The sequence below is a fragment of the Yinghuangia sp. YIM S10712 genome (assembly GCF_051388935.1).
In the GTDB taxonomy this organism is placed as follows: Bacteria; Actinomycetota; Actinomycetes; order Streptomycetales; family Streptomycetaceae; genus Yinghuangia.
Genome location: NZ_JBPKBI010000001.1, coordinates 709,088 through 734,427, shown reverse-complemented (window position 1 = coordinate 734,427; position 25,340 = coordinate 709,088). Strand labels below are relative to the sequence as shown.

17 protein-coding genes and 1 tRNA gene are annotated in these 25,340 nt (G+C 68.5%); 2 read left to right on the top strand and 16 right to left on the bottom strand.

Annotated elements, in window-relative coordinates; translation table 11 throughout:
* Positions 1 to 331: 331 nt before the first annotated feature.
* The 13 genes from tuf to ACRX5W_RS03385 all read right to left on the bottom strand — a co-directional run bounded on the left by tuf (position 332) and on the right by ACRX5W_RS03385 (position 19,100).
* A complete protein-coding gene (gene tuf / locus ACRX5W_RS03445) occupies positions 332 to 1,525 on the bottom strand; it encodes an elongation factor Tu (protein ID WP_436786373.1) in 1,194 nt (397 codons plus the stop codon).
* Between the two features lie 118 nt (positions 1,526 to 1,643).
* Positions 1,644 to 3,782 (bottom strand): elongation factor G, encoded by a 2,139-nt coding sequence (fusA, locus tag ACRX5W_RS03440; RefSeq protein WP_436786372.1) that lies wholly within the window; start codon positions 3,780 to 3,782, stop codon positions 1,644 to 1,646.
* A gap of 39 nt (positions 3,783 to 3,821) precedes the next feature.
* Positions 3,822 to 4,292, bottom strand: a complete 471-nt coding sequence (gene rpsG / locus ACRX5W_RS03435) for a 30S ribosomal protein S7 (RefSeq protein ID WP_231778769.1) — start codon at positions 4,290 to 4,292, stop codon at positions 3,822 to 3,824.
* Positions 4,292 to 4,666, bottom strand: a complete 375-nt coding sequence (gene rpsL / locus ACRX5W_RS03430) for a 30S ribosomal protein S12 (RefSeq protein ID WP_020549242.1) — start codon at positions 4,664 to 4,666, stop codon at positions 4,292 to 4,294. The genes rpsG and rpsL overlap by 1 nt, the downstream gene beginning before the upstream one ends.
* 1,040 nt (positions 4,667 to 5,706) lie before the next feature.
* Complete coding sequence (locus ACRX5W_RS03425) at positions 5,707 to 9,600, bottom strand: DNA-directed RNA polymerase subunit beta' (RefSeq protein ID WP_436786371.1); 3,894 nt, start codon at positions 9,598 to 9,600, stop codon at positions 5,707 to 5,709.
* A gap of 135 nt (positions 9,601 to 9,735) precedes the next feature.
* Positions 9,736 to 13,221, bottom strand: a complete 3,486-nt coding sequence (rpoB, locus tag ACRX5W_RS03420; RefSeq protein WP_436786776.1) for a DNA-directed RNA polymerase subunit beta — start codon at positions 13,219 to 13,221, stop codon at positions 9,736 to 9,738.
* A 1,253-nt stretch (positions 13,222 to 14,474) separates the two neighbouring features.
* Entirely contained in the window at positions 14,475 to 14,861 is a 387-nt protein-coding gene (gene rplL, locus ACRX5W_RS03415; protein ID WP_436786370.1) for a 50S ribosomal protein L7/L12, read from the bottom strand.
* 99 nt (positions 14,862 to 14,960) lie between these two features.
* Positions 14,961 to 15,530, bottom strand: coding sequence for a 50S ribosomal protein L10 (gene rplJ, locus ACRX5W_RS03410; RefSeq protein WP_436786369.1), 570 nt, complete (start codon positions 15,528 to 15,530; stop codon positions 14,961 to 14,963).
* A gap of 656 nt (positions 15,531 to 16,186) precedes the next feature.
* Positions 16,187 to 16,918: a 50S ribosomal protein L1 gene (gene rplA / locus ACRX5W_RS03405; protein ID WP_436786368.1), complete on the bottom strand. Its 732-nt coding sequence runs from the start codon at positions 16,916 to 16,918 to the stop codon at positions 16,187 to 16,189.
* 98 nt (positions 16,919 to 17,016) lie between these two features.
* A complete protein-coding gene (gene rplK / locus ACRX5W_RS03400) occupies positions 17,017 to 17,448 on the bottom strand; it encodes a 50S ribosomal protein L11 (protein WP_436786367.1) in 432 nt (143 codons plus the stop codon).
* Positions 17,449 to 17,683: 235 nt separating this feature from the next.
* Positions 17,684 to 18,463 (bottom strand): transcription termination/antitermination protein NusG, encoded by a 780-nt coding sequence (gene nusG / locus ACRX5W_RS03395; RefSeq protein WP_436786366.1) that lies wholly within the window; start codon positions 18,461 to 18,463, stop codon positions 17,684 to 17,686.
* A gap of 120 nt (positions 18,464 to 18,583) precedes the next feature.
* The gene (gene secE, locus ACRX5W_RS03390) at positions 18,584 to 18,910 is read right to left on the bottom strand and encodes a preprotein translocase subunit SecE (RefSeq protein WP_436786365.1); all 327 of its coding nucleotides are present in this window, start codon (positions 18,908 to 18,910) and stop codon (positions 18,584 to 18,586) included.
* 117 nt (positions 18,911 to 19,027) lie between these two features.
* Positions 19,028 to 19,100, bottom strand: a tRNA-Trp gene (locus tag ACRX5W_RS03385).
* Positions 19,101 to 19,305: 205 nt separating this feature from the next.
* On the opposite strand from ACRX5W_RS03385, the gene ACRX5W_RS03380 reads away from it, so the two are divergent.
* Positions 19,306 to 20,559 carry a pyridoxal phosphate-dependent aminotransferase gene (locus ACRX5W_RS03380; protein WP_436786364.1) on the top strand — a complete coding sequence of 418 codons (1,254 nt, stop codon included), beginning with the start codon at positions 19,306 to 19,308 and terminating at the stop codon, positions 20,557 to 20,559.
* Positions 20,560 to 20,721: 162 nt separating this feature from the next.
* The gene (locus ACRX5W_RS03375) at positions 20,722 to 21,744 is read left to right on the top strand and encodes an adenosine deaminase (RefSeq protein ID WP_436786363.1); all 1,023 of its coding nucleotides are present in this window, start codon (positions 20,722 to 20,724) and stop codon (positions 21,742 to 21,744) included.
* A 139-nt stretch (positions 21,745 to 21,883) separates the two neighbouring features.
* Here the strand turns inward: ACRX5W_RS03375 and ACRX5W_RS03370 are convergent, their stop codons facing one another.
* The 3 genes from ACRX5W_RS03370 to ACRX5W_RS03360 form a co-directional block, all read right to left on the bottom strand.
* On the bottom strand, positions 21,884 to 23,365 hold the full coding sequence (locus ACRX5W_RS03370) for a DHA2 family efflux MFS transporter permease subunit (RefSeq protein WP_436786362.1): 1,482 nt from the start codon (positions 23,363 to 23,365) through the stop codon (positions 21,884 to 21,886).
* 116 nt (positions 23,366 to 23,481) lie between these two features.
* Entirely contained in the window at positions 23,482 to 24,090 is a 609-nt protein-coding gene (locus tag ACRX5W_RS03365) for a TetR/AcrR family transcriptional regulator (protein WP_436786361.1), read from the bottom strand.
* A gap of 267 nt (positions 24,091 to 24,357) precedes the next feature.
* Positions 24,358 to 25,340: UDP-N-acetylmuramate dehydrogenase (locus ACRX5W_RS03360; RefSeq protein WP_436786360.1), on the bottom strand; the 983-nt coding region annotated here is incomplete at its 5' end.

Below are 25,340 nucleotides of genomic sequence, written 5' to 3'. Positions count from 1 at the left end.
TGCTGCTGCGGCAAGCAGCCGGACATCGATGCGACCACCAGGCAGTGCACGCGCACACGTCGCGGTGGTTGGCGGGGAGGCAAGTCCACCGTTGCCCGAGCCGTAAGGCCGCGTGCCGTCACAGGCGCGCAAAAACCCCTTGGCCTAACCGGGCAACCTGACCAGTATGCAACACGCGGTGCTGCCTTGGCCAATCGAGGTTTAACCGACGGAGAATCCGTTCGGACAACCCCGGGCGACTGGATCCGCCCCGTCTTCTACGGGGGTGTGATCTCCGGACAGAACAAGGCCCCGCCCGTCGGACCCGGAGGACCGACGGGCGGGGCTTCGCTCACTTGAGGATCTTGGTGACCTGGCCGGCGCCGACGGTACGGCCGCCCTCGCGAATCGCGAAGCGCAGGCCCTCCTCCATGGCGATCGGCTGGATCAGGGCGACGGTCATGGCGGTGTTGTCACCGGGCATCACCATCTCGGTGCCCTCGGGGAGGGTCACCACGCCGGTCACGTCCGTGGTCCGGAAGTAGAACTGCGGACGGTAGTTGTTGAAGAACGGCGTGTGGCGGCCACCCTCGTCCTTGGACAGGATGTAGACCGTGGCCTCGAAGTCGGTGTGCGGCGTGACCGACCCCGGCTTGATGATGACCTGGCCGCGCTCGACGTCCTCGCGCTTGATGCCGCGCAGCAGCAGACCGACGTTCTCACCGGCCTGGCCCTCGTCGAGCAGCTTGCGGAACATCTCGATGCCGGTGACCGTGGTGCTGGTCTTCTCCTGCTTGATACCGACGATGTCGACGGTCTCGTTCACCTTGATGATGCCGCGCTCGATACGGCCGGTGACGACCGTACCGCGACCGGTGATGGTGAAGACGTCCTCGACCGGCATGAGGAACGGCTTGTCGACGTCGCGCTCCGGCGTCGGGATCGCCTCGTCGACCGCGCTCATCAGCTCAAGGAGCTTGGCGCCCCACTCGGCGTCGCCCTCAAGGGCCTTGAGCGCCGACACGCGCACGACCGGCAGGTCGTCGCCCGGGAACTCGTACTCCGAGAGCAGCTCGCGGACCTCGAGCTCGACGAGCTCCAGGATCTCCTCGTCGTCCACCATGTCGGCCTTGTTCAGGGCGACGACGATGTACGGAACACCGACCTGGCGGGCCAGGAGCACGTGCTCCTTGGTCTGCGGCATCGGGCCGTCGGTGGCGGCGACCACGAGGATGGCGCCGTCCATCTGCGCGGCACCGGTGATCATGTTCTTGATGTAGTCCGCGTGACCCGGGCAGTCGACGTGCGCGTAGTGACGGTTCTCCGTCTGGTACTCGACGTGCGCGATCGAGATGGTGATACCGCGCTGACGCTCCTCCGGCGCCTTGTCGATCTGGTCGAACGGCGTGAAGGGGTTCAGGTCCGGGTACGCGTCGTGCAGCACCTTGGTGATCGCCGCGGTAAGGGTCGTCTTACCGTGGTCGATGTGACCGATGGTGCCGATGTTGACGTGCGGCTTAGTCCGCTCGAACTTCGCCTTCGCCACTGGGGTCCTCCTGTGGACTGGTTCTTTTTACGCCGTACGACGTCGGGGTGGTCGGGTGGGGCGGGCCGGCGGCCCGGAGTCGTCGGTGACCCCGGGCCCGCGTCCCGCAGCGGGTGTCTTACTCGCCGCGGGACTTGGCGATGATCTCGTCCGCGACGTTCCGGGGAACCTCGGCGTACGAGTCGAACTGCATGCTGTAGCTGGCCCGGCCCGAGGTCTTGCTCCGGAGGTCGCCGACGTAGCCGAACATCTCCGACAGCGGAACGAGAGCCTTCACAACGCGGGCGCCGCTGCGCTCCTCCATGGCCTGGATCTGGCCACGGCGCGAGTTCAGGTCACCGATCACATCGCCCATGTAGTCCTCGGGCGTGGTGACCTCGACGGCCATCATCGGTTCGAGGAGCGCCGGGCTCGCCTTGCGCGCCGCCTCCTTGAACGCCATGGAGCCGGCGATCTTGAAGGCGAGCTCGGAGGAGTCGACGTCGTGGTACGCGCCGTCGTGCAGGATGACCCGCACGCCCACCAGCGGGAAGCCGGCGAGGACACCGAACTCCATGGCCTCCTGGCAACCGGCGTCCACCGACGGGATGTACTCCCGGGGGATGCGGCCACCGGTGACCTTGTTGACGAACTCGTAGTTGTCGTCGCCACCGGCGTCGAGCGGCTCGATGCCGATCTGCACCTTGGCGAACTGACCCGAACCACCGGTCTGCTTCTTGTGCGTGTAGTCCACGCGCTCGACCGGGGTGCGGATGGTCTCGCGGTAGGCCACCTGCGGCTTACCGACGTTGGCCTCGACCTTGAACTCGCGCTTCATGCGGTCGACCAGCACCTCAAGGTGCAGTTCGCCCATGCCGCCGATGATGGTCTGGCCGGTCTCCTCGTCGGTGTGCACCTGGAACGAGGGGTCCTCCTCGGCGAGGCGCTGGATCGCCACACCGAGCTTCTCCTGGTCGCCCTTCGACTTGGGCTCGATGGCGACCTGGATGACCGGGGCCGGGAAGGTCATCGACTCGAGGATGACCGGGTTCGACGCGTCGGACAGCGTCTCGCCGGTGGTCGTGTCCTTGAGGCCCATGACGGCGACGATGTCGCCGGCGCCCACGCTCGGGATCTCCTCACGCTTGTTCGCGTGCATGCGGTAGATCTTGCCGATGCGCTCCTTCTTGCCCTTCACGGAGTTGAGGACCTGGGATCCCGACTCCATGCGGCCCGAGTAGACCCGGACGAAGGTGAGCTTGCCGAGGTGCGGGTCGCTCATGATCTTGAAGGCCAGGGCGGCGAGGGGCTCGGACTCGTCCGGCTTGCGCGTGACGACCTCCTCCTCCTTGCCGACCTTGTGGCCCTCGATGACCTCGCGGTCCAGCGGCGACGGCAGGTAGCGCACGACCGCGTCGAGCAGGGGCTGGACGCCCTTGTTCTTGAACGCGGTGCCGCAGAACACCGGCGTGAAGGTCGGCTCGTCGGCCTTCTCCGGGCTGGTCGAGGCGATGGTCGCGCGGCGGATCGCCGCGTACAGCTGCTCCTCGGTGGGCTCGACGCCCTCCAGGAACAGCTCCATCATCTCCTCGTCGTGCTCGGAGATGGTCTCGACCAGCTTCTCGCGCCAGGTCTGGGCGATCTCCGTGTGCGTGGCCGGGATGTCGACGACGTCGTACATCTCGCCCTTGGCGGCCTCGGCGGACCACACCAGGGCCTTCATGCTGACGAGGTCGACGACGCCCTGGAAGTCGGCCTCGGCGCCGATCGGCACCTGCATGACCAGCGGGGTCGCACCCAGGCGGTCGTCGATCATGTCGACGCAGCGGAAGAACTCCGCGCCCGTGCGGTCCAGCTTGTTGACGAAGCAGATGCGCGGCACGCCGTAGCGGTCGGCCTGACGCCACACCGTCTCGGACTGCGGCTCGACACCCGCGACACCGTCGAACACGGTGACGGCACCGTCGAGGACGCGGAGCGAACGCTCCACCTCGACCGTGAAGTCCACGTGGCCCGGGGTGTCGATGATGTTGATGGTGTTGTCGACACCTTCGAGGGACCAGTGACAGGTCGTCGCGGCCGACGTGATCGTGATGCCGCGCTCCTGCTCCTGCTCCATCCAGTCCATCGTGGCGGCGCCCTCGTGGACCTCGCCGATCTTGTAGTTCACACCGGTGTAGAACAGGATCCGCTCAGTCGTCGTGGTCTTGCCCGCGTCGATGTGAGCCATGATCCCGATGTTGCGGACCTTGGCCAGGTCAAGAGCAGTGGTAGCCATGTGGCTTTCTCTCTCGTATCTCGTTCGACGGGGTGACGACTACCAGCGGTAGTGCGCGAAGGCCTTGTTGGACTCGGCCATCTTGTGCGTGTCCTCGCGCTTCTTGACTGAAGCGCCCAGACCGTTGCTCGCGTCCAGCAGCTCGTTCATCAGACGCTCGGTCATCGTCTTCTCGCGACGGGCGCGGGAGTAGCCGACGAGCCAGCGCAGCGCCAGGGTGGTGGAGCGGCCGGGGCGAACCTCGACGGGGACCTGGTACGTCGCGCCACCGACACGGCGGCTGCGGACCTCCAGGGTCGGCTTGACGTTCTCGAGAGCGCGCTTGAGCGTGATGACCGGGTCCGTGCCGGTCTTCTCGCGGCAGCCTTCGAGGGCGCCGTACACGATCCGCTCGGCGGTGGAGCGCTTGCCGTTCAGCAGGACCTTGTTCACCAGGGAGGTGACCAGCGGCGAGTTGTAGACCGGGTCGATGATCACCGGTCGCTTCGGGGCCGGGCCCTTGCGAGGCATTAGCTCTTCTCCTTCTTCGCGCCGTAGCGGCTGCGCGCCTGCTTGCGGTTCTTCACACCCTGCGTGTCGAGCGACCCGCGGATGATCTTGTAGCGCACACCGGGGAGGTCCTTCACACGGCCACCGCGCACGAGCACGATCGAGTGCTCCTGAAGGTTGTGGCCCTCACCGGGGATGTACGCCGTGACCTCGATGCCACTCGTGAGGCGAACACGCGCGACCTTGCGAAGAGCCGAGTTCGGTTTCTTGGGCGTCGTCGTGTAAACACGGGTGCACACGCCGCGACGCTGCGGGCTCCCCTTGAGCGCCGGTGTCTTGGCCTTGTCGACCTTGTCCTGGCGGCCCTTTCGGACCAGCTGCTGGATCGTGGGCACCGCGTCTCCGTCTTCTTCGTGCCAAGCGGTCTGGAATACGACTGCATCTTCAAAGTGCTGCTGGATGGCCTAGATCCCTGGGTGTACGGGCCATCGCCTACCTTCGCTATCCGACCCCCGCGGTCGGGCGTGTCGCCCAGTATTCAGCGCGGATCGGAATCGGGAGGTATGTGTTTCGGTCTCCTGCACCCTCTCATGAACGCATCCCATCCGGATTGCGGTGAGCGCAGGCGCAAGAACCCGGGGACACCCCAGGCACAGGGAAAGAGACTACCTACCACACGTGCCGAGGTCAAAGCGAAAGCCACAGGCCCGGTTGCCACCGTGGATTCACTCGTCCGCGCACGTCCCGACCGCCGTTTTCGCCGGCGCCCGGCCCTCTTCGCCCCGTCCGGAAACAACCTTACCCGGATGGAGCAACGCCGAACGGGCTACGCACATGAAGATGCCCGCCGAGGCCTCCCGGAGGGCTCGACGCGCCGCGGCGCGAGCGGGGAAGCCCGCCCGGGAGAGGCGGCAGCGGCGAGCGTTCCGAGACGGCTTGTACGCGCTCGTGGGCTGTCCAGGCTCCTGCGCGCCGCCGGGCCGGGCGCAGTGGGTCCTCGGCATGACGACGATCGCGGGGCGCGAAGGGACAGCCTGGGCCAGACCGCCTCAGCGCAGCCCGGAGCGTGCGCGCGTCACGTTTCCCGGGACTCAGCCTCGGGACGCGATCCGGCCGCCCGCACGACCCGGGCCCACTGCCGCGCGCCGAAGACGAGCGGTGAGCCGCCGAATTCGGAGTCGCGAACTTTGACCCCCTTCGCCGTCGCCGATACCGGCCGCCTCGACGCATTGGGCGTCCCAGTTCCCGCCCTGGGTGCTCTTGCGTCGGCGAACCGTGGTCATGGCGTCCTCCCCGAACGGGCAACTCCCGCAGCACAACACCGACAAGTCGAGGGGGGCCGGCGAGAGCTTCGGACGCCAGGCCTTTCACGTCCCCGAAAAACGCGGCAGGGCCGCCACCGGTGTGGTGGCGACCCTGCCGGCGTTGCGCGGGCTCAGCCCTGGTAGCCGCCGAAGTCGTACTCCTCCAGCGGAACCGCCTGGCCCGAGCCGGTGCCGAAGGCGGAGTAGTCGGCCTCGTCGTACCCGGACATCGAGTACATCGCGGCCTTCGCCTCCTCGGTCGGCTCCACCCGGATGTTGCGGTAGCGGGGCATGCCCGTACCGGCCGGGATCAGCTTGCCGATGATGACGTTCTCCTTCAGGCCCAGCAGCGGGTCCGACTTGGCGTGGATCGCCGCGTCGGTGAGCACCCGGGTCGTCTCCTGGAAGGAGGCCGCCGACAGCCACGACTCGGTGGCCAGCGACGCCTTGGTGATACCCATGAGCTGCGGACGTCCCGAGGCCGGCTGACCGCCCTCGGCCACCACGCGCCGGTTCTCGCTCTCGAACCGGCCGCGCTCGACCAGTTCGCCCGGCAGCAGCTCGGCGTCGCCCGACTCGATGATCGTCACGCGGCGCAGCATCTGCCGGATGATGATCTCGATGTGCTTGTCGTGGATCGACACGCCCTGCGAGTTGTAGACCTTCTGGACCTCGGCCACGAGGTGCACCTGCACCGCGCGCTGGCCGAGGATGCGCAGCACGTCGTGCGGGTTGACCGCACCCTGGGTCAGCCGCTGGCCGACCTTGACGGGGTCGCCTTCGTCCACGGTCAGCTTCACGCGCTTGGACACCGCGTACGCCAGCTCGTCCGAGCCGTCGTCCGGGGTCACCACGACCTTGCGGGTCTTGTCGGTGTCCTCGATGCGGACCCGGCCGGACGCCTCGCTGATCGGGGCCACACCCTTGGGGGTGCGGGCCTCGAAGAGCTCGACGACACGCGGCAGACCCTGCGTGATGTCGTCACCGGCCACACCACCGGTGTGGAAGGTACGCATCGTGAGCTGGGTGCCCGGCTCACCGATCGACTGGGCGGCGATGATGCCGACCGCCTCGCCGATGTCGACGAGCTTGCCGGTGGCCAGCGAACGGCCGTAGCACATCGCGCACGTGCCGACCTTGGACTCGCAGGTCAGCACCGAGCGGGTCTTCACCTGCTCGACGCCGGCGGCGACGAGCTGGTTGATGATGACGTCGCCCAGGTCGACGCCCGCGGGGGCGATGACCTTGCCGTCCACGACGACATCCTCGGCGAGGCTGCGCGCGTACACGCTGGTCTCGACGTCGTTGGTCTTGCGCAGCGAACCGTCCGCCGCCCGGACCGCGATGTCGAGGGTGAGGCCGCGGTCGGTGCCGCAGTCCTCCTCGCGGATGATCACGTCCTGCGAGACGTCCACCAGACGCCGGGTCAGGTAACCCGAGTCGGCGGTGCGCAGCGCGGTGTCGGCGAGACCCTTGCGCGCACCGTGCGTGGAGATGAAGTACTCCAGCACGGACAGGCCCTCGCGGAACGACGCCTTGATGGGACGCGGGATCGTCTCGTTCTTGGCGTTCGACACCAGACCGCGCATGCCCGCGATCTGACGCATCTGCATCATGTTTCCGCGCGCACCCGAGTCGACCATCATGAAGATGGGGTTCGTCTTCGGGAAGTTCGCGTTCATCGCGTCGGCGACCTCGTTGGTCGCCTTGGTCCAGATCTGGATCTGCTCCTGAGCGCGCTCGGCCTTGGTGATCAGACCGCGCTCGTACTGCTTCTGGATCTTGTCGGCCTGCGCCTCGAAGCTTTCGAGGATCTGCGCCTTGTTCGGCGGCACCACGATGTCGGAGATCGACACCGTGACCCCCGAGCGCGTGGCCCAGTGGAAGCCCGCGGCCTTGAGGTTGTCCAGCGTCGCGGCGACCTCGACCTTGGGGTAGCGCTCCGCGAGGTCGTTGACGATCGCGGAGAGCTGCTTCTTGCCGACCTCGGTGTCGATGAACGGGTAGTCCAGCGGCAGGAGTTCGTTGAACAGCGCGCGGCCGAGCGTCGTGGTGAGCCGCAGCGGCTGCCCCGGCTCCCAGGTCACGCCCTCCGGGCCGTTGTCCGGCGCGACCCAGCCGCGCGGCGGCACGGTGCCGGCGGGCAGGCGCAGGTCGATCTTCGCCTGGAGGTCCAGCTCCCGGGCGTCGAACGCCATGATGGCCTCGGCGACCGAGGAGAACTGGCGTCCGGTGCCCTTCATGTCGTCGCGGTCGGACGTCAGGAAGAACAGCCCCAGCACCATGTCCTGCGTGGGCATGGTGACCGGCCGGCCGTCGGCCGGCTTGAGGATGTTGTTCGAGGACAGCATCAGGATGCGGGCCTCGGCCTGGGCCTCGGCGGACAGCGGCAGGTGCACGGCCATCTGGTCGCCGTCGAAGTCCGCGTTGAACGCGGTGCAGACGAGCGGGTGGATCTGGATGGCCTTGCCCTCGACCAACTGCGGCTCGAAGGCCTGGATGCCGAGGCGGTGCAGCGTCGGCGCACGGTTCAGCAGAACCGGGTGCTCGGCGATGACCTCTTCGAGGACGTCCCACACGACCGGGCGGGCGCGCTCGACCATGCGCTTGGCCGACTTGATGTTCTGCGCGTGGTTCAGGTCGACCAGGCGCTTCATCACGAACGGCTTGAACAGCTCCAGCGCCATCTGCTTGGGCAGACCGCACTGGTGCAGCTTGAGCTGCGGGCCGACGACGATGACCGAGCGGCCCGAGTAGTCGACGCGCTTGCCGAGCAGGTTCTGGCGGAACCGGCCCTGCTTGCCCTTGAGCATGTCGGACAGCGACTTGAGCGGACGGTTGCCCGGCCCGGTGACCGGACGACCGCGGCGGCCGTTGTCGAACAGCGCGTCGACGGCCTCCTGGAGCATGCGCTTCTCGTTGTTCACGATGATCTCGGGCGCGCCGAGGTCGAGAAGCCGCTTCAGGCGGTTGTTGCGGTTGATGACGCGGCGGTACAGGTCGTTCAGGTCGGAGGTCGCGAAGCGGCCACCGTCCAGCTGCACCATCGGACGCAGGTCCGGCGGGATGACCGGGACGCAGTCCAGCACCATGCCCGTCGGGCTGTTGCGGGTCTGGAGGAACGCCGAGACGACCTTGAGGCGCTTGAGCGCACGGGTCTTCTTCTGGCCCTTGCCGGTGCGGATGATCTCGCGCAGCTTCTCGGCCTCGGCTTCGAGGTCGAACGACTCCAGGCGCTTCTGGAGCGCCTGCGCGCCCATGCTGCCGAGGAAGTACGTGCCGAAGCGGTCCCGCATCTCGCGGAACAGGATCTCGTCGCCTTCGAGGTCCTGGACCTTGAGGTTCTTGAAGCGGGTCCACACCTCGTCGAGACGGTCGAGCTCGCGCTGGTTGCGGTCGCGGAGCTGCTTCATCTCGCGCTCGGCACCCTCGCGCACCTTGCGGCGCACGTCGGACTTGGCGCCTTCGGCCTCCAGCTCCGCCAGGTCGGCTTCGAGCTTCTTCTGGCGCTCCTCGACCGCGGCGTCGCGGCGCTGCTCGATCTGCTGGCGCTCGACCGAGATCTTGGCCTCAAGCGACGGCAGGTCGCGCTGGCGGCGCTCCTCGTCGACGTACGTGATCATGTACGCCGCGAAGTAGATGACCTTCTCCAGGTCCTTCGGGGCGAGGTCGAGCAAGTAGCCGAGACGGCTCGGCACGCCCTTGAAGTACCAGATGTGGGTGACCGGCGCGGCCAGTTCGATGTGGCCCATCCGCTCACGGCGCACCTTGGCGCGCGTGACCTCGACGCCGCAGCGCTCGCAGATGATGCCCTTGAAGCGGACGCGCTTGTACTTGCCGCAGTAGCACTCCCAGTCCCGGGTGGGGCCGAAGATCTTCTCGCAGAAGAGCCCGTCCTTTTCCGGCTTCAGGGTGCGGTAGTTGATGGTTTCGGGCTTCTTGACCTCGCCGTGGGACCACGTGCGGATGTCGTCGGCGGTGGCGAGACCGATACGCAGCTCGTCGAAGAAGTTGACGTCGAGCACTGTTTCGTCAATCCCTCTTTCGGGGTTTGGTCCCGGCGGCGGCCACTGGGGTTGGCGGCCGCCCCGGGGGTGTCTTCATCAGGTCTGTGGTCCGGGTGTCCGGGGCCCGAACGTCATCGGGTCCCGGGCCGCACATCAGACCTCTTCGACGCTGCTCGGCTCGCGCCGGGACAGGTCGATACCGAGCTCCTCCGCCGCGCGGAAGACGTCCTCGTCCGTGTCGCGCATCTCGATCGACATGCCGTCGCTGGAGAGCACTTCCACGTTGAGGCAGAGCGACTGCATCTCCTTGATGAGCACCTTGAAGGACTCGGGGATGCCGGGCTCCGGGATGTTCTCGCCCTTGACGATGGCCTCGTAGACCTTCACGCGGCCGAGCACGTCGTCGGACTTGATCGTCAGAAGTTCCTGGAGGGCGTAGGCGGCGCCGTACGCCTCCAGCGCCCACACCTCCATCTCACCGAAGCGCTGGCCACCGAACTGCGCCTTACCACCCAGCGGCTGCTGGGTGATCATCGAGTACGGACCGGTCGACCGGGCGTGCAGCTTGTCGTCGACCAGGTGGTGCAGCTTCAGGATGTACATGTAGCCGACCGAGATCGGGTGCGGGAACGGCTCGCCGGAGCGGCCGTCGAACAGCCGTGCCTTGCCGGACCCGTCGATCATGCGGACGCCGTCGCGGTTCGGGATCGTCGAGTCCAGCAGACCCGTGATCTCCTCCTCGCGCGCGCCGTCGAAGACCGGGGTGGCGACGTTGGTGCCGGGCTCCGCCGCGTCCGCGCCGATGGCGCGCAGGCGGTCCTTCCACTCCTCGTCGCTGCCCTCGACCTGCCAGCCGCGGCTGGCCACCCAGCCGAGGTGGGTTTCGAGGACCTGGCCCGGGTTCATCCGGGACGGGACGCCCAGCGGGTTGAGGATGATGTCGACCGGGGTGCCGTCCTCCAGGAACGGCATGTCCTCGACCGGCAGGATCTTGGCGATGACGCCCTTGTTGCCGTGGCGGCCCGCGAGCTTGTCACCGTCGGTGATCTTGCGCTTCTGCGCGACATAGACGCGGACCAGCTGGTTCACGCCCGGCGGCAGTTCGTCTCCGGCCTCGCGGTCGAAGACGCGCACGCCGATGACCTTGCCCTGCTCACCGTGCGGCACCTTCAGCGAGGTGTCGCGGACCTCGCGCGCCTTCTCGCCGAAGATCGCGCGGAGCAGGCGCTCCTCGGGGGTCAGCTCGGTCTCGCCCTTGGGGGTGACCTTGCCGACCAGGATGTCGCCGGGCACGACGTCCGCGCCGATGCGGATGATGCCGCGCTCGTCGAGGTCGGCGAGGACCTCCTCGGAGACGTTCGGGATGTCCCGGGTGATCTCCTCGGGGCCCAGCTTGGTGTCGCGGGCGTCGACCTCGTGCTCCTCGATGTGGATCGAGGAGAGGACGTCGTCCTGCACGAGGCGCTGCGACAGGATGATCGCGTCCTCGTAGTTGTGGCCTTCCCACGGCATGAACGCCACGAGGAGGTTCTTGCCGAGGGCCATCTCGCCGTCTTCGGTGCACGGCCCGTCCGCGAGGACCTGGCCGGCCACGACACGCGCGCCCTCGTCGACGATGACCTTCTGGTTGAAGCTCGTGCCCTGGTTGGAGCGCATGAACTTCTGCACGCGGTACGTGGTGTACGTGGCGTCGTCGTTCATGACGGTGACGTAGTCCGCCGACACGTCGGTGACCACGCCGTCCTTCTCGGCCGCGATGACGTCGGCCGCGTCGACCGCCGCGCGGTACTCCATGCCGGTGCCGACCAGCGGCGACTCGGACTTCAGGAGCGGCACGGCCTGGCGCATCATGTTCGATCCCATGAGCGCGCGGTTGGCGTCGTCGTGCTCCAGGAAGGGGATCATCGCGGTCGCGACCGACACCATCTGGCGCGGCGAGACGTCCATGTAGTCGATCTCGTCGCCCGGAAGGTAGTCGATCTCGCCGCCGCGGCGACGGACCAGCGCGCGGGCCTCCGCGAACGTGTTGTCGTCGTTCAGCGGAGCGTTCGCCTGCGCGATGACGAAGCGGTCCTCTTCGTCGGCGGTCAGGTAGTCCACCTCGTCGGTGACGACACCGTCGGTGACCCTGCGGTACGGGGTCTCGACGAAGCCGAACGCGTTGACCCGCCCGTACGACGCGAGCGAGCCGATCAGGCCGATGTTCGGGCCTTCCGGCGTCTCGATCGGACACATGCGGCCGTAGTGGGACGGGTGCACGTCGCGGACCTCGAAGCCCGCCCGCTCGCGCGACAGACCACCGGGGCCGAGCGCGTTCAGGCGCCGCTTGTGGGTCAGGCCCGACAGCGGGTTGGTCTGGTCCATGAACTGCGACAACTGGCTTGTGCCGAAGAACTCCTTGATGGAGGCGACGACCGGCCGGATGTTGATCAGCGTCTGCGGCGTGATCGCCTCGACGTCCTGCGTGGTCATGCGCTCACGGACGACGCGCTCCATGCGCGCGAGGCCGGTGCGGACCTGGTTCTGGATCAGCTCGCCGACGTTGCGCAGGCGGCGGTTGCCGAAGTGGTCGATGTCGTCGGCCTCGACGACGATCTCCTGGCCGGACAGGCCGGTCATCTCCTGCTCGCCGGCGTGCAGCTTGACCAGGTACTTGATCGTCGCGATGACGTCCTCGACGGTGAGGGTCCCCGCGTCGAGCGGGCGGTCGACGCCCAGCTTCTTGTTGATCTTGTACCGGCCGACCTTGGCGAGGTCGTACCGCTTCGGGTTGAAGTAGAGGTTCTCCAGCAGCGTCTGCGCGGCCTCACGCGTGGGCGGCTCGCCCGGACGCAGCTTGCGATAGATGTCGAGCAGCGCGTCGTCCTGGCCCTGGGTGTGGTCCTTCTCCAGGGTCTGGCGCATCGACTCGTACTCGCCGAACTCCTCAAGGATCTGCGAGTCGGTCCAGCCCAGCGCCTTCAGCAACACGGTGACGGACTGCTTGCGCTTGCGGTCGATGCGCACACCGACGGTGTCGCGCTTGTCGATCTCCAGCTCCAGCCACGCACCGCGCGACGGGATGACCTTGGCGCTGAAGATGTCCTTGTCGGACGTCTTGTCGATCTGCTTGTCGAAGTAGACGCCGGGCGAGCGCACGAGCTGCGACACCACGACACGCTCGGTGCCGTTGATGATGAACGTGCCCTTGTTCGTCATGAGCGGGAAGTCGCCCATGAAGACGGTCTGGCTCTTGATCTCGCCGGTCTCGTTGTTGGTGAACTCCGCCGTCACGAACAGCGGCGCGGAGTACGTGAAGTCACGCTCCTTGCACTCTTCGATCGAGTTCTTCGGCGGCTCGAAGCGGTGGTCGCGGAACGTGAGCGACATCGACCCGGAGAAGTCCTCGATCGGGGAGATCTCCTCGAAGATCTCTTCGAGGCCGGACTTCCTGGGGACGTCTGCTCCGGAGGCGAGCGCATCCTCGACTCGAGCCTTCCAAACGCTGTTGCCGAGCAGCCAGTCGAAGCTCTCGGTTTGCAGCGCGAGAAGGTTCGGTACCTCAAGAGGCTCGCGGATCTTGGCGAAGGAGATGCGGAGCGGGGCGGTACTGGCGGCGCCGTTGTTCGTAGCGTTCGTGGCGTTGCGCGAGGCGGCCAAGAGGGGTCCTTCCGAGGGCATCGGACTCACTATGCGCATGCCGGACAGCCTCGGTGGGAGTTACCGTGGACGGGTCAACAGGCAGCGCAAAGGGTCAGTGTAGCCACACGGCACACCGCTGTCCAGCGCCTGGAATGGGCGCTCGCCATCTCGGGGGCTTCTGCCACCCGGCAAGTGCTCTTCGGGACGCGTCCGAAGAATTGCGCGCCGCGTCCGGTTCGTCAAGAGGCGGCCAAGCGGTTGCGGCGCGGGGACCACTCTTGCACAGCCGACCGACAGATACCCGCTGCCGAGTCGGCGCGTTGCAGGTTCGCCCGAATTCTGCGCGCACCCGCAGGTCACGCCCCTCCCGGTCCCCCGGCCGACGACACCGGGATCGGGCCGCAGGCGCGAGAACAGGCGGTTGCCGGGGCACCGCGCGGGTACCTCCGCGCAGGTGTACGGGAACTTCGGGCAGGGTGCGCCGGACATCGCAAACAGCGTTCCCAAGTGTTGTGTAAATCACTCTTGCGGGTGAAGCCGAACCGGTGAATCCGACGCCCCGAAGGCCTGCGGCACGAGACCGATGCCACGTTCTCCGGAACGTCTCGCCACCCTGGGCGGCTCTCCACAGGACCGTCGGCCGGGGGCGCCGACGTCCCCGGCCGCGGCGAGTCCGCCGAGCGCCGAGTCCTGCTGTGTTTCCTCATGTGTGCTGTGTCACCGCCCGGCGTGCTCGCGCAGGGCGGAAGGGGGCCGCGAAACGTCGTACTCGCGGCGCCCACCGCCGGCAACGGGTCACCACAAAATTGCCGCCTCGACTGACGTTCGTAGCGCCGCCTCGCCTCGGCCCTCGGGTTCGCGTGTCACGTTCGGAGTCCCCCTGCCACGGCCGAGCACGGCTGACGTCGATGGCCTGATTGCATCGCTCGGTGCCGCAGTGTGCGTGTGCGTGGTACCTGACTTATCGCGCTGTGGCGACGTGCCGTGCCGCGGTGCGGCCACGATCGCCGCTTCCGCGTTCGCAAGGTGCGGTCGGTGTCGCGTCTCGGCCGACGCGCCCTGCCGCCGGACGCGGCCGCGGAGTGAGGCCTTGGGGCATGAGCCCGCGTTCGCCGCCTCGGCGTTCGCGATCCGGGGCCGGCGTCGCCTTTCGGCTGACGCGCTACGGCGGTCACCACAGACTGTGCCCCGGTTTCCTCGAAAACGCCGTCAGGCGGCAACCCCTTTTCGGGTTGCCGCCTGACGGATGGTGCAGGTACTGCCGACCGTGATTACTTCACGGAGACGGTGGCGCCGGCGCCCTCAAGGGCGGCCTTCGCCTTGTCCGCGGCTTCCTTGTTGACGCCCTCAAGCAGCGGCTTCGGGGCGCCGTCGACCAGGTCCTTGGCTTCCTTCAGGCCCAGGCTCGTGAGCGCGCGGACCTCCTTGATGACCTGGATCTTCTTGTCGCCCGCGCCTTCGAGGATGACGTCGAAGGTGTCCTTGACCTCGACCTCGGCAGCCTCGCCGCCACCGGTCGGGCCGGCCACGGCCACGGCGGCCGGGGCGGCAGCCTTGACGTCGAAGGTGTCCTCGAAGAGCTTCACGAACTCGGAGAGCTCGATGAGGGACATTTCCTTGAACGCGTCGAGCAGCTCGTCAGTGCTGAGCTTCGCCATGATCGGCGGTCCTTCCTAATCTGGTTCGGCGGGTGCCGGGTGATGTGGATGGCGGGGGCTGGGCCCCCGGCGACCGGGGTCGCGGTCCTGCGGGCCGAATTACTCGGCCGCGGCCTCCGCGGCCTCGGCGGCGGGAGCCGGCTCGCCGGCACCGCCCTGCTCGACCTTCGCGCGCAGTGCGTCCGCGGTGCGAGCGAACTGCGTGAGCGGGGCCTGGAAGGTCGCGGCGGCCTTGGCCATCGAGCCCTTCATGGCGCCCGCCAGCTTGGCGAGCAGCACCTCGCGGGACTCGAGGTCCGCGAGCTTCTTGATCTCGTCAGCGCTGAGGGCCTTGCCCTCCAGGACACCGCCCTTGATGACGAGAAGAGGGTTCGCCTTGGAGAAGTCACGCAGGCTCTTGGCAGCCTCGACCGGGTCACCGGAGACGAAGGCGATCGCGGACGGGCCCTCAAGGAGCTCGTCCAGCTCGCTGATGCCCGCCTCGTTCGCCGCAACCTTGGTCAGCGTGTTCTTCACCACGGCGTACTGCGCGTTCTCACCGAGGGAACGGCGGAGCTCCTTGAGCTTCGCCACGGTGAGCCCGCGGTACTCGGTCAGCACGGCGGCGTTCGAGTCGCGGAACATGTCCGCGAGCTCGGCAACCGCGGCTGCCTTGTCGGGCCTCGCCATGGGACGGGCCTCCTTCCGCGATGCGATCGACGATCGGCCGTGGACCGACCGGATGCCGGACAGACCACCGACGGACAGGGGACCCGACAAACGAAAACGCCCCGGCGCGGGCGCACGGGGCGGACACGGCCCTCCGGTGATCCGGGCGGGCCAGGAACGTCTCACGAACACCTGCGCAGGTCGCCCGCTGCTGCGGAACCTTCGGTCACGGGACCCTTGCGAGAAGGGCACGCCAGTGACGACCGGCGGTCTTTGGCTTCGCCCCAAGGTACGGGAGAGCGAGCAGATGTGGCAAATCCCTATCGCGGGTGGGGGCGCGGCGTCATGTGCCCCTTCAAGTGCCGCTTCGTTGCCTCGGCGGAGTTTCGCGCCCCTACCCGTGCCATCGGTCGGCCCACGGCTCGTCGCAACGGATCGCTGTCCCCACCACCGCGTCGAATGTGGGGTGGCCCGCGTGTCCGTGCGAAGGATCGTGCGTATCAAAGGAGTGGGCTGACGGACGCACACGGTCGCGCCCGTGTGCCGAACGCTCTCCCGGCGACCGGCCCGCAACGTGGCCCGCGCACCCCGCGAAAACGTGCGGTGGCCCGTACACCCCACGAAGGTGTGTACGGGCCACCGGAGTTCGCTGCCTGACGCGGCGTCGACCGGATCGGTCAGACGGCGGCCGGGTCCTCCTCGACGAGGAGGTTGCGGGTGCGGTTCGGGTCGACCGGGATGCCGGGGCCCATCGTCGTCGTGAAGGCGACCTTCTTGACGTAGCGGCCCTTGGCGGCGGACGGCTTGACACGCAGGACCTCGTCGAGCGCGGCGCCGTAGTTCTCCACGAGCTGCTCGTCGCTGAACGACGTCTTGCCGATCACGAAGTGCAGGTTGGAGTGCTTGTCGACGCGGAACTCGATCTTGCCGCCCTTGATCTCGTTGACCGCCTTGGCGACGTCCGGCGTCACGGTGCCCGTCTTGGGGTTGGGCATCAGACCGCGCGGACCGAGCACGCGGCCGAGGCGGCCGACCTTGCCCATGAGGTCCGGCGTGGCGACGACCGAGTCGATCTCGTTGAGCAGTTCGCCCTTGAGGATCCGGTCGATCAGCTCGTCGGCGCCGACGATGTCGGCGCCCGCAGCCTTCGCAGCCTCGGCACGGTCACCGGTCGCGAAGACCAGGACCCGGGCGGTCTTGCCGGTGCCGTGCGGGAGGATGACGGTGCTGCGGACCATCTGGTCGGCCTTGCGCGGGTCGACGCCCAGGCGCAGGGCGACCTCGACGGTCGCGTCGAACTTGGTCTTCGAGGTGGCCTTGGCCAGGCGGACGGCTTCGAGCGGGGCGTACAGCCGCTCGCGGTCCACCTGGGCGGCGACCTCGCGGTAGGTCTTGCTGCGCTGCGTCACTTCTGCTCCTGGGAGATGCGAAGAGGAGTCGTGGTGGATCGGGCCGACGCAACGGCCCTGCCACGTGTTGCCGAGGTGCTGGAGGATCCGGCGGGGGCTCAGCCCTCGACCGTGATGCCCATCGAACGTGCGGTGCCGGCGATGATCTTCTCGGCGGCGTCCAGGTCGTTCGCGTTGAGGTCGGGCATCTTCGTCTCGGCGATGCCGCGGACCTGCTCGCGCGTGATCTTGGCGACCTTGGTCTTGTGCGGCTCGCCCGAGCCCTTCTCGACACCCGCGGCCTTGAGGATCAGGCGCGCGGCCGGCGGCGTCTTCGTGACGAAGGTGAAGGAACGGTCCTCGAAGACCGAGATCTCCACCGGCACGATGTCGCCGCGCTGCGACTCGGTGGCCGCGTTGTAGGCCTTGCAGAACTCCATGATGTTGACGCCGTGCTGGCCCAGCGCCGGACCGACCGGCGGGGCCGGGGTGGCGGCGCCGGCCTTGATCTGCAGCTTGATGATGGCTGCAAGCTTCTTCTTGGGAGGCATGGTTTCCGGGTCCTTCGACGAGATGTACTTCCCTGTCGCCGCACGGTACGCAGAGCACCGCGAGGGAGCTCTTTCGTACGGCATGCGCCGCGCTCGTCCGGCCCCCCGGCGGCACATGACAAGTGCTCGGGGACGCGGCACACGCGGCGCGGCGCCCCACAACGATAGCCACCGTTGCGAAGGCGCCCTAATCCGCGGCCCGGAACGGCTGCGCGCCGCCCCGGGCCGGGAAGTCTCAGTTCTTCTGGATCTGGTTGAACGAAAGCTCGACCGGGGTCTCGCGGCCGAAGATCTCGACGAGGCCCTTGACCTTCTGCGAGTCGGCGTTGATCTCGTTGATCGTCGCCTGGAGCGTCGCGAAGGGGCCGTCGATGACGGTGACCGAGTCGCCGACCTCGAAGTCGAGCACCTTGACCTCGGCGGGCGCCTTGGTCGCGGTGCCGCCGCCGGCGACCTGCTCCTCTTCGGGGGCCAGGATCTTGGCGACCTCGTCGAGGGTCAGCGGGTAGGGCTCGTGGGCGTTGCCGACGAAGCCGGTGACACCGGGAGTGTTGCGCACGGCGCCCCACGACTCGTTCGTCAGGTCCATGCGGACGAGCACGTAGCCGGGGAACTTGTTGCGCTTGACGGTCTTCTTCTGACCGTTCTTGATCTCGATGACCTCTTCCATCGGCACCTCGACCTGGAAGATGTACTCCTCCATGTTGAGCGAGGTCGTGCGCGATTCGAGGTTGGCCTTCACGCGGTTCTCGTAGCCCGCGTAGGAGTGGATGACGTACCACTCACCGGGTGCGCGGCGCAGGGCCTCGCGGAACTCCTCAAGGGTGTCCACCGGGGACTCGACCACGGCAGCCTCCGCAGCCTCTGCGGCGTCGCCTTCCGCGGCCGACGCGTCGTCGACGGCCCCTTCGGGGACAGCGGTGGCCGGGGAGGACACGGCGGCGTCCTCCGCCTGCTCCGGCAGGGACCCCGTCTCCTCGACGGCCTCGCCGGGGAACAGGTTCGGGTCTGACACGGTGGCTGCTTCTTCCTGGGTGGGGGTCAATCGGATGGGCCGGCGGTCTGCCCGGAGACATGAACCGGTGCCCTGGGCATCACTGCCTCAGGACACCACAGTAACCGCCGAACGGGCGGATCAGCCGAAGACTTCGAGCGCCGCCTTGGAGAAGCCGAGGTCGAGCACGTAGACGATGCCGATGATGATGAGGCAGAAGACGATCACGACGGTGGTGTACGTGATCAGCTCATTGCGCGTCGGCCAGACGACCTTGCGGAGCTCGGCGACGATCTGCCGGTAGAACAGCGCGAGCCGGGCGAAGATGCCCCGCTTCCTCGGCTCGGGCTTCTCGGCCTGGGCCCTGCGCCCCCTGCGGTTGCCGCCGCCGGGAGGGGTCTCGTCCACGCCAAGCTCGTCCGAGCGCTCATCCTCGGGCGTGGCGGTGGAGCCGTGGGCCTCCGTCACTCGTCCTCACCTGATCCGGCCTGACTGGATCACCGACGGTGTCGTCGGCGCTGTTCGACTGCGCTGACTGCATGCGCACCCCGGCAGGACCTGCATCCCGGCCGGTATGGCACATCGCAGGGCACGAGGGACTTGAACCCCCAACCCCCGGTTTTGGAGACCGGTGCTCTGCCAATTGAGCTAGTGCCCTTCAAGGGTGGCTCCAACTTAGCCCACCGTCCAGCTCGGGACCACGGGGTTTCCGGGCGCGACAGCAACGGGGTTGGATCCGCCAGGGGACGAGTGTACGGGTTGAGGTGCCCCAGGTCGAACCGGCCGTTCCTCGTGCCGCTCTTCCGCGGCATATCCCGAAACCGGCGTGTCCCGGCCCACCGGGCAGTGCGACGATTGGACGCATGACCGCTGCTTCCTCCAGCCCCCAGACAAACCCCCGCACCGGCTCCCCCACCGAGCGCCGGGTGTCGGCACGCATCGGTGCGATCGCCGAGTCCGCGACCCTTGCCGTCGACGCCAAGGCCAAGGCCCTCAAGGCCGCCGGGCGTCCGGTCATCGGTTTCGGTGCCGGCGAGCCGGACTTCCCGACGCCGGACTACATCGTCGACGCGGCGGTGGCCGCGTGCCGCACTCCGAGGTTCCACCGCTACACGCCGGCCGGGGGGTTGCCGGAGCTGAAGCAGGCGATCGTCGACAAGACCCTGCGCGACTCCGGGCTCGCCGTGGACGTGTCGCAGGTGCTGGTCACGAACGGCGGCAAGCAGGCGATCTACGAGGCGTTCGCGGCGATCCTCGACCCGGGCGACGAGGTGATCGTGCCGGCGCCGTACTGGACCACGTACCCGGAGTCGATCAAGCTGGCCGGCGGCGTCCCGGTCGAGGTCGTGGCGGATGAGACGACGGGCTACCTGGTGTCGGTCGAGCAGCTTGAGGCTGCGCGTACGCCGAACACCAAGGTGCTGCTGTTCGTCTCGCCGTCGAACCCGACGGGGGCCGTCTACTCGCGGGCGCAGGTCGAGGAGATCGGGCGCTGGGCAGCCGCGCACGGGCTGTGGGTGCTGACCGACGAGATCTACGAGCACCTGGTGTACGACGACGCCGAGTTCGTCTCGATGCCGACCGTCGTCCCCGAGCTGGCCGACCGCACGATCATCGTCAACGGCGTCGCGAAGACGTACGCCATGACCGGCTGGCGCGTGGGGTGGGTCATCGGGCCGAAGGACGTCGTCAAGGCCGCCGCCAACCTCCAGTCGCACGCGACGTCGAACGTCTGCAACGTGGCCCAGGCGGCGGCGCTCGCTGCGGTGTCCGGCGACCTGTCGGCGGTCGACGAGATGAAGGTGGCGTTCGACCGCCGCCGCCGCACGATCGTGCGGTTGCTCAACGAGATCCCGGGCGTCGAGTGCCCCGAGCCGAAGGGGGCGTTCTACGCCTACCCGTCGGTCAAGGGGGTCATCGGCAAGGAGATCCGCGGGCAGGTGCCGGCGAGCTCGGCGGAGCTGGCAAGCCTGATCCTCGACGAGGCCGAGGTCGCCGTGGTGCCGGGCGAGGCGTTCGGTACGCCGGGCTACCTGCGTCTTTCCTACGCGCTGGGCGACGACGACCTGGCCGAGGGTGTCGCACGTATCGCGAAGCTTCTGTCCGAGGCGCGGTGACGACCGCCTGAGCGGATCGCACTGTGCGGTGGCCGCCTGCCGGGACCGGCGGGCGGCCACCGCGCGTTCGCGGGCCGTCGGCCGCCGGTTCCCGGTCATCCGGACGGGGCAACCTGAGCGGACGGCACCCGTTCGGGCGCGCGTTCGGCCATGATTCGGGGGATGGATCACCCCGTCCGCGATGTACGCGCTCTCCCGAAGGCTCACCTGCACCTGCACTTCACCGGTTCGATGCGCACCCAGACCCTGCTGGAGCTCGCCGACCGGTACCGCGTGCACCTGCCGTCCGCCCTGACGTCCGGCACTCCGCCGCGCCTTCGGGCGACCGACGAGCGCGGCTGGTTCCGCTTCCAGCGCCTGTACGACATCGCCCGGTCGTGCGTGCGCGGCGTCGACGACGTGCACCGGCTCGTGCGTGAGGCGGCCGAGGACGATCTCGCCGAGGGCTCGGGGTGGCTGGAGATCCAGGTGGACCCGACGTCGTACGCGCCGCGGCTGGGCGGGCTCACGCCGGCGGTCGAGGTGATCCTGGACGCGGTGGAGGAAGCCGAGCGCTCGACGGGTGTGGGGATCGCGGTGGTGATCGCGGCCAATCGGACGAAGCACCAGTTGGAGGCGCGCACGCTGGCCCGACTCGCGGCCCGGTACGCGGGGGGCCGGGTCGTCGGTTTCGGTTTGTCGAACGACGAACGGCGGGGCAGGGCCTTGGAGTTCGAGCGCGCGTTCGCCATCGCACGGCGGTCCGGGCTGTTCGCGAACCCGCACGGCGGCGAGTTGGACGGGCCGCGCAGCATCCGCGAGTGCGTCGACGTGCTGGGGGCGCGGCGCTTGGGGCACGGGGTCCGCGCGGCCGAGGATCCGGAGCTGGTGGCGGAGTTGGCCCGACGCGAGATCGTCTGCGAGGTGTGCCCGGCGTCGAACGTCGCGCTCGGGGTCTACGACGATCCGGCTCAGGTGCCGCTGCGGCGGTTGTTCGAGGCGGGCGTACCGGTCGCTTTGGGTGCGGACGATCCGCTGTTGTTCGGCTCGCGCCTGGCGGCGCAGTACGAGATCGCGCGGACCGCGCAGGGTTTCACCGACGAGGAGCTGGCCGAGCTGGCACGGCAGTCGATCAGGGGCTCGGTGGCGCCCGACGAGGTGCGGGACAAGCTGCTGGCGGGCGTCGACGCGTGGCTGGCGGGTTGACGCCCGGTGACGGCCGACGTCGGGCCCGGGCGGTGAGGCCTCGTGGATTGGTCGGGGACGCACACGCGAAGCCGCCCGGGCGCGGACCCCCGCATGGTCCGTGCCCGGGCGGCTTCGCCGGCTGTGCGGGTGGTTCGGCTCAGACCGCGGCCGGCACCTTCTCGGTCGCCGGTGTCCGGGGCGATGCAGCCGTCGTGCCCGCGCGGCGCGGGATCAGTGCCGCGGTGACCGCGCCGAGTCCGGCGAGGGCAACACCGACCCAGAGGGCGGGGACCAGGCCGTCGACGAAGTTCTCGCCGGAGGCGAAACCGCCGTTGGCGCTGAAGACGGACGCGAGGACCGCGACGCCGAACACGCCGCCGAGTTCGCGCATGGCGTTGTTGGCGCCCGAGGCGACGCCCTGCTCGTGGGTGCCGACGGAGGCCATCAGCAGGCTTGCGGTGGGGATGAAGTAGAGCGACATGCCCAGGCCGCACAGGACGAGCGCGGGGATCTGCTCGGCGTACGTGACGTCCGGCGACGCGACCGCGGCGAACCAGGCCAGACCGGAGGCGCACAGGGCCAGCCCGGCGATGACCAGCGGGCGGCCGCCGATCTTCCCGGCGAGCGGTCCGGCGAGCGGGGCGATGACGACCGGCATCGCGGTCCACGGCAGGATGCGCAGGCCCGCGCCGAGCGGCGAGTAGCCCTGGACGCCCTGGAAGTACTGCGTGAGCAGGAAGATCGAGCCGAAGACGCCGGCGAACATCATCAGCCCGGAGAAGGTGAGGGCGGTGAAGGCGCGGTTGCGGAACATCGCCATCGGCAGCATCGGCTGCGGCGCGCGGCGCTCGTAGGCGATGAACGCGGCGACGAGGACGAGACCGGCGGCGATCGGGCCGACGACCGACGCGCTGCTCCATCCGTGGCTCTCGCCGCGGACCAGCCCGAAGATGAGACCGAGCATGCCCAGGCTGACCAGGACCGTGCCGACGAGGTCGAGGCGGCTGTTGGGACCGCGGCTCTCCTCGACCTTGAACCAGGTGAGCGGGACGAGGATCAGGCCGATCGGCACGTTGAGCCAGAAGATCCACTGCCACGAGCCGTCTTCGACGATCGCTCCGCCGACGAGCGGGCCGAGTGCGATGGACAGGCCGTTGACGCCGCCCCACAGGCCGAGTGCCATCGGGCGCTTCTCGGGGGCGACCGCACGGGTGAGGATCGTGAGGCTCAGAGGGAGGATCGCGGCGGCGCCGGCGCCCTGGATGGCCCGGGCGGCGATGAGCGTGCCGGTGTCGGGGGCTATCGCGGCGAGTGCGGAGGCGACGGTGAAGACGCCGATGCCGATGGCGAAGATGCGGCGGCGGCCGAAGCGGTCGCCGAGTGCGGCGCCCAGCATGAGGAGGACGGCGAAGCTCAGCGTGTAGCCGTTCACCGTCCATTCGAGTTCGGAGATGTCCGCCCCGAGATCGTCGCGGATCGACGGCAGTGCGGTGGTGACGACGAGGTTGTCGAGCCCGGCCATGAAGAGCGCGAAGCTGGACGCGATGAACGTCCACAGGACTGTGCGCTTGCCTGTGGGGTTCTCCGCGGGCTTGTCGGCGCGGGGGCTGTCTGCGGGAGGTGCCTGGTTCTCACTCATGGATGTCCCCTCGTGATGGTGAGTTACCGGTCACTTACTTTCTTGACCAAGGATTTAGTTATTGATCACTTACTTTTAGGGACGCACGTCTGCGCCGAAAGGCACAGGCGGCGGGCCTAGCCCGTCTGCCCGGCCTCCGCGGCGCACACCTCGCAGCCGAGCGCGACACCGTCCTCAAGCGGGACGTCGCCGAAGTAGCGCTCCCGGGGGAGGTCGAGCGCGGCGATCACGTTGCAGAGCATGCCGCGGGCGAAGAAGTCGGTGACCTCCAGGGACGGCAGGTCGACGGCCTCGCGGACCAGCGTGTCCAGGTGGTCCCAATGCCTGCGGACCTCGGCTCCGATCTCCGGATCCGCCGAGGCGACGTACGCCTGCAACTGCATGTGCAGGAGATCCCGGTCGTTGCTGAGAAACTCCTGGTATGCGTGGGCCATCGCGTGGACCGCGGCGGCGCCGGTCAGGCCTTCGGTGGCCCGGATGAACGTCTCCTCCACCCGATGGAAGCCCAAGGCGACCGCGGCGAGGAAAAGCTCCTTTTTTGTGGCGAACAACCGGAAGAGGTAGGGCTGCGACACCCCGACGCGCTGGGCGATCACGGCGGTCGACGTCCCGTGCAGGCCACCGACCGCGAACTCCTTGACGGCGGCGCGGACGACCGCGACACGACGCTCGTCGGCGCTCATCCGGACGGTGCCGGCTGCGGGAGACTTCTGCGGGGCTGCCATGCAGACGAAGTTAGTGCCCAATCACTACCTAGGTCAAGTCCCTTCTCGACAAGCCGCTGAGCTGCGCTTTTGACATCGGTGGGACTGGGCACGTGGCCGCACGACCGGCCGCCGCGCCGCGAGTTCCGGCTCTTCGGGCCCATGGGATCCCGGGAACGGTCGACAACGCCGGATCGCCGGGCTCGCACCGACGGCCGACCCCACCGTGCCCAGGGCGCATATGCGCGCGGCCCAGGGCTCGGCGGCGGCAAGCGCCCGACGCTGCGGTTACAGCTCCGCGCCGACGAATACCGGCTCGTTCACGAGTTCCACACCGAAGGCCTCACGCACCCCGTCCCGGACCTCGCGGGCGAGCGACAACAAGTCCTCGGTCTTCGCCGCGCCCCTGTTGGTCAGGGCGAGGGTGTGCTTTGTCGAGATTCGGGCCGGCCCGGTGCCGTACCCCTTGCCGAATCCCGCGCGCTCGATCAGCCACGCGGCCGACGTCTTCGCCAGCCCGTCGCCCGCGGGGTAGCGCGGCGGTGCGGTGTCGGGGCCCAGGCGCTCGGTGACGCGCGATGCCAGAGCGGCGAACTGCGCCTCGGTCAGCACCGGGTTGGTGAAGAACGAACCCGCGCTCCACGTGTCGTGGTCGGCCTCGTCGAGGACCATGCCCTTGCCGCGCCGGAGCGCGAGGACGGTCTCGCGGGCCGCTGTGAGCGGGACGCGGGCGCCTGGTTCGACTCCCAGCGCGCGGGCGGCCTCCGCGTAGGTCACGGGCGCGGACAGGCCGCCCTCGTCGCGGAGTTGGAAGTGCACACGAAGCACAACGAAGCGGCTGTCGCCCTTGAACACGCTGTGGCGGTACGCGAATCCGCACTCGGACGGGTCGAGCATGTCCATGCGGCCGGTGTGCCGGTCGTACACCTCGACGAGGGCGATGGTCTCGCTGACCTCCTGGCCGTACGCCCCGACGTTCTGGATCGGCGTGGCCCCGGCGCTGCCCGGGATGCCGGACAGGAACTCCAGCCCCGCGAGGCCCGCGCCGACCGCGGTCTCGACCAGGTGGTCCCAGCGCACCCCCGCGTCCGAGCTGAGGAGCCCCTGGCCGCTCAGTGTGTGGCCCTTGGTCGCGATGCGGACCACGATGCCGTCGAAGCCCTCGTCGCCGATGACCAGGTTGCTGCCGCCGCCGATGAGCAGCAGCGGCGTCCCGTGGTCGTCGGCGTCGCGGACGACGGCGACCAACTCGGCCGTCGTGGTCGCCTCGT